Origin of the sequence: Streptomyces smyrnaeus (genome assembly GCF_017676345.1) — a bacterium.
Lineage (GTDB): Bacteria > Actinomycetota > Actinomycetes > Streptomycetales > Streptomycetaceae > Streptomyces > Streptomyces smyrnaeus.
In genome coordinates, this window is the sequence record NZ_JAFFZM010000047.1 from 1 (window position 1) to 8,319 (window position 8,319).

Genomic DNA, 8,319 nt, shown 5'->3' on the forward strand with positions numbered 1-8,319 from the left:
GGGTGCGGGACAATGGAGCATGTGACTCGGATCGTGATCATCGGCGGCGGCCCTGGCGGATACGAAGCAGCCCTGGTGGCGGCGCAACTCGGCGCGGAGGTCTCCGTCGTCGACTGCGACGGCCTCGGCGGCGCCTCGGTGCTCACCGACTGCGTACCGTCCAAGACGCTCATCGCCACCGCCGAGGTGATGACCAACTTCGACTCCTCCTACGAGGAGCTCGGTATCCGGGTCGAGGACACCACGCACGACCCGGACGATCCGGCCCGGGTGGTCGGTGTCGACATCCGCAAGGTCAACCGCCGGGTCAAGCGGCTCGCTCTCGCCCAGTCGCACGACATCACGGCTGCGGTCACCCGTGCGGGGGGCCGTGTCGTGCGGGGCCGGGGCCGCCTGGAGTCCGGTCAGGCGACCGACGGCTCCCGCGTCGTCACCGTCACGGCGGCGGACGGCAGTCAGGAGCAGCTCACCGCGGACGCGGTGCTGATCGCCACGGGCGGCCACCCGCGTGAGATCCCCGACGCCCGCCCGGACGGGGAGCGCATCCTGAACTGGACGCAGCTCTACGACCTGCAGGAACAGCCCGAGGAGCTGATCGTCATCGGCTCCGGCGTCACCGGTGCCGAGTTCGCGGGCGCCTATCAGGCGCTGGGCTCGCAGGTCACCCTGGTCTCCTCCCGTGACCGGGTCCTCCCCGGGGAGGACCCGGACGCGGCGGCGGTTCTGGAGGACGTCTTCCGGCGGCGGGGCATGAACGTGATGAGCCGTTCCCGTGCCGCCTCCGCCAAGAGGACGGACGACGACCGGGTGGAGGTCACTCTCCAGGACGGCCGTACGATCACCGGCACCCACTGTCTGGTGGCGGTCGGTGCGATTCCCAACACCGCCGACATGGGGTTGGAGGAGGCGGGGGTCCGGCTCAAGGAGTCGGGCCACATCTGGACCGACAAGGTCTCCCGTACCACGGCCCCCGGCGTCTACGCCGCGGGCGACTGCACCGGTGTCCTGGCGCTCGCCTCCGTCGCGGCCATGCAGGGCCGGATCGCGATGTACCACTTCCTGGGCGACACGGTGAATCCGCTCGACCTCAGGACGGTCTCGGCGAACGTCTTCACCGACCCGGAGATCGCGACGGTCGGCTACAGCCAGGCGGATGTCGACAAGGGCGCCATCGAGGCGCGGGTCGTCAAGCTGCCGCTGGTGCGCAATCCGCGGGCCAAGATGCAGGGCATCAGGGACGGTTTCGTGAAGCTGTTCTGCCGTCCCGGTACCGGGATCATCGTCGGGGGTGTGGTCGTCGCGCCCCGGGCCAGCGAGCTGATCCATCCGATCTCGATCGCCGTTGACAACAATCTGACCGTCGAGCAGATCGCGAACACGTTCACCGTGTATCCCTCGCTCACGGGGTCGATCGCCGAGGTGGCCCGCCAGCTGCACACGCGGAAGATCGCCGAACTGCACTGAGTGACGGACATGGCGGACACCGATCGGGACGTCGCCCCAAACGATCCCCTATATCACGTTCGGTGTCGCCGTACGAACAACTTCTGTTAATCCGTGCATAGCGCTGAAAGCAGACGGTCGTTGGCGTTACTGTCAGTTCCGTGTTCGCTGCGGAACGTCGTCAATTGATCCTTGAAATGGTGCGCGCCAACGGAGCCGTCTCGCTCCGTGAGCTCGCCCGCGTCGTCCAGACCTCTGAGGTGACCGTGCGCCGTGACGTACGGGCGCTGGAGGCCGAAGGACTCCTCGACCGCCGTCACGGCGGGGCCGTGCTGCCGGGAGGTTTCACCCGGGAGTCCGGCTTCCCCCAGAAATCCCACCTGGCCACCGCGGAGAAGACGGCCATCGCCGACCTCGCCGCGGGCCTCGTCTCGGAGGGCGAGGCCGTCGTCGTCGGAGCCGGAACGACGACTCAGGAGCTCGCACGGCGGCTCGCGAGAGTGCCCGGGCTGACCGTCGTCACCAACTCGCTGCTGGTGGCGCAGGCGTTGGCACACGCCAACCGCGTGGAGGTGGTGATGACCGGAGGCACCCTGCGTGGCTCCAACTACGCGCTGGTCGGCAGCGGCGCCGAACAGTCCCTGCAGGGGCTGCGGGTCTCCCGCGCCTTCCTGTCCGGAAGCGGGCTGACGGCCGAACGCGGTCTGTCCACCTCCAACATGCTCTCCGCGAGCGTGGACCGGGCGCTGGTGCAGGCGGCCGGCGAGGTCGTGGTCCTGGCCGACCACACCAAGCTGGGGACCGACACCATGTTCCAGACGGTGCCCACCGATGTGATCACCCGACTGGTGACGGACGAACCGCCTCCGCACGACGACCGTGCGGAGACGGAGTTGCAGGCCCTCGCCGACCGCGGCATCCAGATCGCCGTCGCCGGGACCGCGCCGTCCCCCCAGGAGAGGGGGCGGCCCGAAGTGCCCATGCCCACCCCCCGCCGGGCCGCCTCGCAGGCAGGGAACCCTGCCGGGGGCCCGGCAGGTCAGTCGGGGGGCACGCCTCCCACCCACCTCAGGTCCGCCTCGGCGGCTCCGCCCCGGGTGGCCGACCTGGCGCCCCGGCGGCGCTGAACCGCTTCCGCCGCGCACCCCGTCCTGCGGGGTGCGCGGCGGAAGGAACGGGTGCTCGGTCCTTGACCCCGCGGATCAGTCCTTGATCTCGCAGATCACGGCGCCCGAGGTCACGGAAGCGCCGATCTCCGCACGGAGGTCCTTGACGGTGCCGGAGCGGTGCGCGTTCAGCGGCTGCTCCATCTTCATCGCCTCCAGGACGATGATGAGTTCGCCCTCCTCGACCTGCTGGCCCTCCTCGACGGCGACCTTGACGATGGTGCCCTGCATCGGGGAGGCGAGCGCGTCACCGGAGGCGGCGGAGCCGGACTTCTTGCCGGCCTTCCGCCGGGGCTTGCGGGCACCGCCCTCGACGGCGGCCCGCGCCAGCGGCATGCCCAGCGAGGACGGCAGCGAGACCTCCAGCCGCTTGCCGCCGACCTCGACGACGACGGTCTCCCGGCCCGCGGCCTCGTCCTCCTCCGCGTCCGGCGAGGCGGGGGCGGCGAACGGCTTGATGTCGTTGACGAACTCCGTCTCGATCCACCGGGTGTGGACGTCGAAGGGCTGACCCTCGCGGCCGTTCACCTCCGGCGCGAAAGCGGCGTCCCGCACGACCGTGCGGTGGAAGGGGATCGCGGTGGCCATCCCGGTCACCTCGAACTCGTCCAGCGCCCGCGCGGCCCGCTGCAGGGCTTGTTGCCGGGTGGCGCCGGAGACGACGAGCTTGGCGAGCAGCGAGTCCCAGGCGGGGCCGATCACCGAACCCGACTCGACACCCGCGTCGAGCCGGACGCCGGGGCCGGACGGCGGGGCGAACGTCGTCACCGTCCCCGGTGCCGGAAGGAAGTTGCGGCCCGGGTCCTCGCCGTTGATACGGAACTCGAAGGAGTGACCCCGCAGCGGGGGGTCGTCGTAGCCGAGTTCCTCGCCGTCGGCGATCCGGAACATCTCGCGGACCAGGTCGATGCCGGTGACCTCCTCGGTCACCGGGTGCTCGACCTGGAGGCGGGTGTTGACCTCCAGGAAGGAGATGGTGCCGTCCTGGCCCACCAGGAATTCGCAGGTGCCCGCGCCCTCGTAGCCGGCCTCGCGGAGGATGGCCTTGGACGCGCGGTACAGCTCCGCGTTCTGCTCGTCCGTCAGATACGGCGCGGGGGCCTCCTCCACCAGCTTCTGGTGGCGGCGCTGGAGGGAGCAGTCGCGGGTGGAGACGACGACCACGTTGCCGTGCTTGTCGGCCAGGCACTGGGTCTCCACGTGCCGGGGCCGGTCCAGATAGCGCTCGACGAAGCACTCGCCGCGGCCGAAGGCGGCCACGGCCTCGCGCACCGCCGAGTCGTACAGCTCGGGGACCTCCTCCAGCGTGCGGGCGACCTTCAGACCGCGCCCGCCGCCGCCGAAGGCGGCCTTGATGGCGATGGGCAGCCCGTTCTCCTCGGCGAAGGCCACGACCTCTTCCGCGCCGGAGACCGGGTCCTTGGTGCCCGCGACCAGGGGCGCGCCCGCGCGCTGGGCGATGTGCCGCGCGGCGACCTTGTCCCCCAGGTCGCGGATGGCCTGCGGGGGCGGGCCGATCCAGTTGAGGCCCGCGTCGATGACGGCCTGGGCGAAGTCGGCGTTCTCGGAGAGGAATCCGTAACCGGGGTGCACGGCGTCGGCGCCCGAATCGGCGGCGGCCTTCAGCACCTTGGTGACATCCAGATAGCTTGCCGCCGGGGTGTCACCGCCCAGGGCGAATGCCTCGTCGGCCACGCGGACGTGCAGCGCGTCCCGGTCCGGCTCGGCATAGACGGCGACGCTCGCGATTCCCGCATCCCGGCACGCGCGGGCGACGCGGACGGCGATTTCGCCGCGGTTGGCGATGAGCACCTTGCGCACGATGGCTCCCTCCTTGAAACAAGCTGAGTTTAGGTACAGGCGACACCTGACGCCGAGCCGCCAAGGGGGGTGAGCTTGCCCACACGGAGTGTCACCCGCGGGTCGCGCAGAACCGGATCTCCCCTCGTTGTCCCACGGTACGCCGCATTTGGCGCTGGATCGGCCGCCTCGGGCATGTGGGCTAGCTCTCTGTCGGAGTCGTGCGTCTGGAGGCTGAGTCTTTGTGGAGTCCCTACGACTCGAAGGGGGAAATTTTGCTTTGCGTCGTTTCCCTTGCCCCGGCTCGTACCCGTGAGTAGCGTTCGCTCTGCCAGCGACGTACCCGGAGTAACGCAGCACGAGAACGACGACGAACAGCGGTGAGCGCGTCGGGCGGACCAACGGGCGGCCAACCGGAGCCGCCCCGCGCCCCGCGGATGCGCAGCGACGGAAGAGGTGGCCAAGTGGCAGGGCGCAGACGGGCAGTGGCCGCGGTGACCGCGTCGGTGCTCACGGTGGAGGCAGCCGTGCTCGTGGGGCTCAATCTCTTCCTCGGCAAGGTCGCCGACGCCCAGCAGATGTCCCTGGCGGGCATCGAACCGCGCGCGATGACGGTCTCGGCGGTGATCGGAGCCGTACTCGTCGGCGGCTATGTGCTCAGCTGCGCGGCGATCCTCGTGCGCACGGCGGTACGTGACCTGCCGCCGCGCGGCTTCTGGCGCATCGTGCTGATCAGCTGTGCGGTGGTGCACGGGGTGCTCGGTGCCTTCTGCGTCGGCCTGGTCGGCTGGCTGGCGTTCACGGTGATGATGGCCGTTCTCGGGCTCATCGTCTGGTCGTTGACCTGGTACGGCGAGGCCATGGAGGAGCCCGCCGAGCGCACCGCCGGCCACCCCGCCGACGGGCCCGGGATCAGCGCGGAGCCCACAGGTCCGTGAGGGCGACGCCCAGCTCACGCAGCAGCCTGCGCAGCGTGGGCAGCGACAGGCCCAGCACATTGCCGTGGTCGCCCTCGATACCGTCGACGAACGGCCCCGAACGACCGTCGAGGGTGAAAGCGCCTGCCACGTGCAGCGGTTCGCCGCTGGCGACATAGGCGGCGATCTCCTCGTCCGTCGGCTGCCCGAAGTGCACCGTCGTGGAAGCCGTCACCGAGCGCCGTGCGCTCGTGGCCCGGTTGTCGATGACGCAGTGCCCGGTGTGCAGCACGCCCGAGCGGCCCCGCATGCTCTTCCAACGCGCCGTCGCGTCCTCGGCGTCCGCCGGCTTGCCCAGCGGCAGCCCGTCCAGCTCCAGCACCGAGTCGCAGCCGACGACCAGCGCGCCCGCCGCCTCCTGACGGCCCGCGACCGCCGTGGCCTTCGCCTCGGCCAGCACCCGGGCCAGCTCGGACGGGGTCGGGGCGCTGAGCGCGTCCTCGTCCACCCCGCTGACGATCACCTCCGGCGCCATCCCCGCCTGCCGCAGCAGCGCGAGACGGGCGGGGGACGCGGAAGCCAGTACCAGGCGCGGTGCATTCATGCGGGCCATCGTAAGGAGTCGGCGCGCCTGCCGCGCTCGGACCGTTCACGAGTACGCGACGGACAACAGCAGCAGCATCACCACACCGGTGACCACCAGCAGCACCCAGCCGAGGCGGTTGAGCTTCTGCTGGACCCTGCTCATCTCCGGCGGCGGCTCGTCACGGGGGTCGGACCACAGCATGCGCCCATGGTGGTCGCGCGGATGTGCCCCGCGCCTGAGTACGCGTACTCAGGCGCGGGGCACCGGAACGGTCAGCCGGGCCAGAACGTGCGGCGCCAGGCACCGGGACCCGGTGCCGGCAGCGAGCGCGGCACGGTGCGGGCCGGATCCGACCAGGCGGTCGGCTCCGCACGCCGCGGCTCCCCGGCCGGCACCGCGGAAGCCCGCACCCGCACCACCGCCAGCGCGGCCGCCAACTCCTCGGGCGTGGGGTTGCCCCGTACGACCCGGATGGGCGGCTCTGCGGACCCCGGCCCGGATTCGATGGACTCCGTCGTCATCGCAGCCTCCTCACAGCGGGATGTTGCCGTGCTTCTTCGGCGGGAGCTGCTCCCGCTTGGTGCGCAGGGTGCGCAGACCGCGGGTGATGTGGCGGCGGGTCTCCGCCGGGCGGATCACCGCGTCCACATAGCCGCGCTCGGCCGCCACATACGGGTTGAGCAGCGCGTCCTCGTACTCCTGGGTGAGCTGGGCGCGCAGCTGCTCGGTCTCCTCGGGCGTACCGGCGGCGGCCAGCTTCTTGCGGTGCAGGATGTTGACCGCGCCCTGCGCCCCCATCACGGCGATCTGCGCCGTCGGCCAGGCGAAGTTCAAGTCGGCGCCCAGGTGCTTGGAGCCCATCACGTCGTACGCGCCGCCGAACGCCTTCCGCGTGATCACCGTGATCAGCGGCACCGTCGCCTCCGCGTACGCGTAGATCAACTTGGCGCCGCGCCGGATGATCCCGTCGTACTCCTGATCCGTGCCCGGCAGGAAGCCCGGCACGTCCACGAACGTCAGCACCGGGATGTTGAACGCGTCGCAGGTACGGACGAACCGCGCCGCCTTCTCGCTCGCGTCGATGTTCAAGCAGCCCGCGAACTGCAGCGGCTGATTGGCCACCACACCCACCGACTGGCCCTCGATCCGGCCGAACCCGGTGACGATGTTCGGGGCGAACAGCGCCTGCGTCTCCAGGAACTCGCCGTCGTCCAGCACATGCTCGATGACGGTGTGCATGTCGTACGGCTGGTTCGCCGAGTCCGGAATCAGCGCGTCCAGCTCCCGGTCCTCGTCCGAGGTCTCCAGATCCGCGTCCTCCGGGTAGCCCGGCGGCTCGCTCAGATTGTTGGACGGCAGATACGACAGCAGCGCCTTCACATACTCGATGGCGTCCTTCTCGTCCCCCGCCATGTGGTGCGCCACGCCCGAGGTCGCGTTGTGCGTCCGCGCCCCGCCCAACTCCTCGAACCCGACATCCTCACCGGTGACCGTCTTGATCACGTCCGGCCCGGTGATGAACATGTGCGAGGTCTGATCCACCATCACGGTGAAGTCCGTGATCGCCGGCGAGTACACGGCGCCGCCCGCGCACGGGCCGAGGACCAGCGAAATCTGCGGGATCACCCCGGAGGCGTGCGTATTGCGGCGGAAGATCTCCGCGAACAGCCCGAGCGCCGCCACCCCCTCCTGGATACGGGCACCGCCGCCGTCGTTGATGCCCACCACGGGGCAGCCGGTCTTCAGCGCGAAGTCCATGACCTTCACGATCTTCTCGCCGTAGACCTCACCCAGGGCACCGCCGAAGATGGTGAAATCCTGCGAGAAGACGCAGACCGGACGGCCGTCGACCGTGCCGTAGCCGGTGACCACACCGTCTCCGTACGGGCGGTTCTTCTCCAGCCCGAAATTGGTCGACCTGTGCCGCGCGAACTCGTCGAGCTCCGTGAACGAACCCTCGTCGAGGAGCAGCTCGATGCGCTCGCGCGCCGTCAGCTTCCCCTTGGCGTGCTGCTTCTCCACTGCTCGTTCGGAACCCGCGTGGACGGCTTCCTGTGTGCGGCGCTCGAAATCCGCGAGCTTGCCCGCGGTGGTGTGGATGTCGAGGTCGTCGATGTCGGGGCTGGGCGAGGACATCTCGGAGGGCTCCTTACCGTCGCGGGTTGGCTACCGACCCGTAGGCTATCGGCGACCTGCCCGTCACGGAGTGCGTCGTTGACCACACTCCCGCCATTGGTCACCCCTCCCTCGGGGCTCCGCCCCCTGACCCCCTCCGGCTGCCGCCGCCCTCTGTTGTGGGGGCACGCCCCCTTGGTTTTTCGGCTGCCGCCGAGGGGTCGTGTCGGGGGGCTCCGCCCCCCGACGGCCCCCCGCTAGGTGGGCTTCGCCCCCCTAGGACCCCCCTGCC

At 70.4% G+C, this 8,319-nt stretch carries 8 protein-coding genes; 3 read left to right on the forward strand and 5 right to left on the reverse strand.

The features are described from left to right. Positions 1-12 precede the first annotated feature (12 nt). Both JW613_RS35280 and JW613_RS35285 read left to right on the forward strand, forming a co-directional pair. Complete coding sequence (locus tag JW613_RS35280) at positions 13-1,464, forward strand: NAD(P)H-quinone dehydrogenase (protein WP_209215289.1); 1,452 nt, start codon at positions 13-15, stop codon at positions 1,462-1,464. Positions 1,465-1,640: 176 nt separating this feature from the next. Beyond that, the gene (locus tag JW613_RS35285) at positions 1,641-2,570 is read left to right on the forward strand and encodes a DeoR/GlpR family DNA-binding transcription regulator (RefSeq protein WP_245226950.1); all 930 of its coding nucleotides are present in this window, start codon (positions 1,641-1,643) and stop codon (positions 2,568-2,570) included. A gap of 75 nt (positions 2,571-2,645) precedes the next feature. Here the strand turns inward: JW613_RS35285 and JW613_RS35290 are convergent, their stop codons facing one another. Beyond that, positions 2,646-4,430, reverse strand: a complete 1,785-nt coding sequence (locus JW613_RS35290) for an ATP-binding protein (protein WP_209215284.1) — start codon at positions 4,428-4,430, stop codon at positions 2,646-2,648. A 464-nt stretch (positions 4,431-4,894) separates the two neighbouring features. On the opposite strand from JW613_RS35290, the gene JW613_RS35295 reads away from it, so the two are divergent. Then, positions 4,895-5,347, forward strand: a complete 453-nt coding sequence (locus JW613_RS35295; protein WP_209215290.1) for a hypothetical protein — start codon at positions 4,895-4,897, stop codon at positions 5,345-5,347. On the opposite strand, the gene JW613_RS35300 is transcribed toward JW613_RS35295, so the two are convergent. From JW613_RS35300 to JW613_RS35315, 4 genes are all read right to left on the reverse strand, one after another. Continuing rightward, a complete protein-coding gene (locus tag JW613_RS35300; RefSeq protein ID WP_209215285.1) occupies positions 5,322-5,930 on the reverse strand; it encodes a Maf family protein in 609 nt (202 codons plus the stop codon). The two genes, JW613_RS35295 and JW613_RS35300, sit on opposite strands and share 26 nt — an antisense overlap. A gap of 45 nt (positions 5,931-5,975) precedes the next feature. Further along, positions 5,976-6,113, reverse strand: coding sequence for a morphogenic membrane protein MmpB (gene mmpB, locus JW613_RS35305; protein ID WP_209215286.1), 138 nt, complete (start codon positions 6,111-6,113; stop codon positions 5,976-5,978). A gap of 71 nt (positions 6,114-6,184) precedes the next feature. Then, positions 6,185-6,433, reverse strand: coding sequence for an acyl-CoA carboxylase subunit epsilon (locus JW613_RS35310; protein WP_209215287.1), 249 nt, complete (start codon positions 6,431-6,433; stop codon positions 6,185-6,187). Positions 6,434-6,443: 10 nt separating this feature from the next. Further along, the gene (locus tag JW613_RS35315) at positions 6,444-8,048 is read right to left on the reverse strand and encodes an acyl-CoA carboxylase subunit beta (RefSeq protein WP_209215288.1); all 1,605 of its coding nucleotides are present in this window, start codon (positions 8,046-8,048) and stop codon (positions 6,444-6,446) included. Positions 8,049-8,319 lie beyond the last annotated feature (271 nt).

Coding starts and splice junctions, on each gene's coding strand:
- JW613_RS35280 (WP_209215289.1), top strand. CDS start 13: ATGGAGCATGTGACTCGGATCGTGATCATCGGCGGCGGCCCTGGCGGA.
- JW613_RS35315 (WP_209215288.1), bottom strand. CDS start 8,048: ATGTCCTCGCCCAGCCCCGACATCGACGACCTCGACATCCACACCACC.
- JW613_RS35300 (WP_209215285.1), bottom strand. CDS start 5,930: ATGAATGCACCGCGCCTGGTACTGGCTTCCGCGTCCCCCGCCCGTCTC.
- JW613_RS35310 (WP_209215287.1), bottom strand. CDS start 6,433: ATGACGACGGAGTCCATCGAATCCGGGCCGGGGTCCGCAGAGCCGCCC.
- mmpB (WP_209215286.1), bottom strand. CDS start 6,113: ATGCTGTGGTCCGACCCCCGTGACGAGCCGCCGCCGGAGATGAGCAGG.
- JW613_RS35285 (WP_245226950.1), top strand. CDS start 1,641: ATGGTGCGCGCCAACGGAGCCGTCTCGCTCCGTGAGCTCGCCCGCGTC.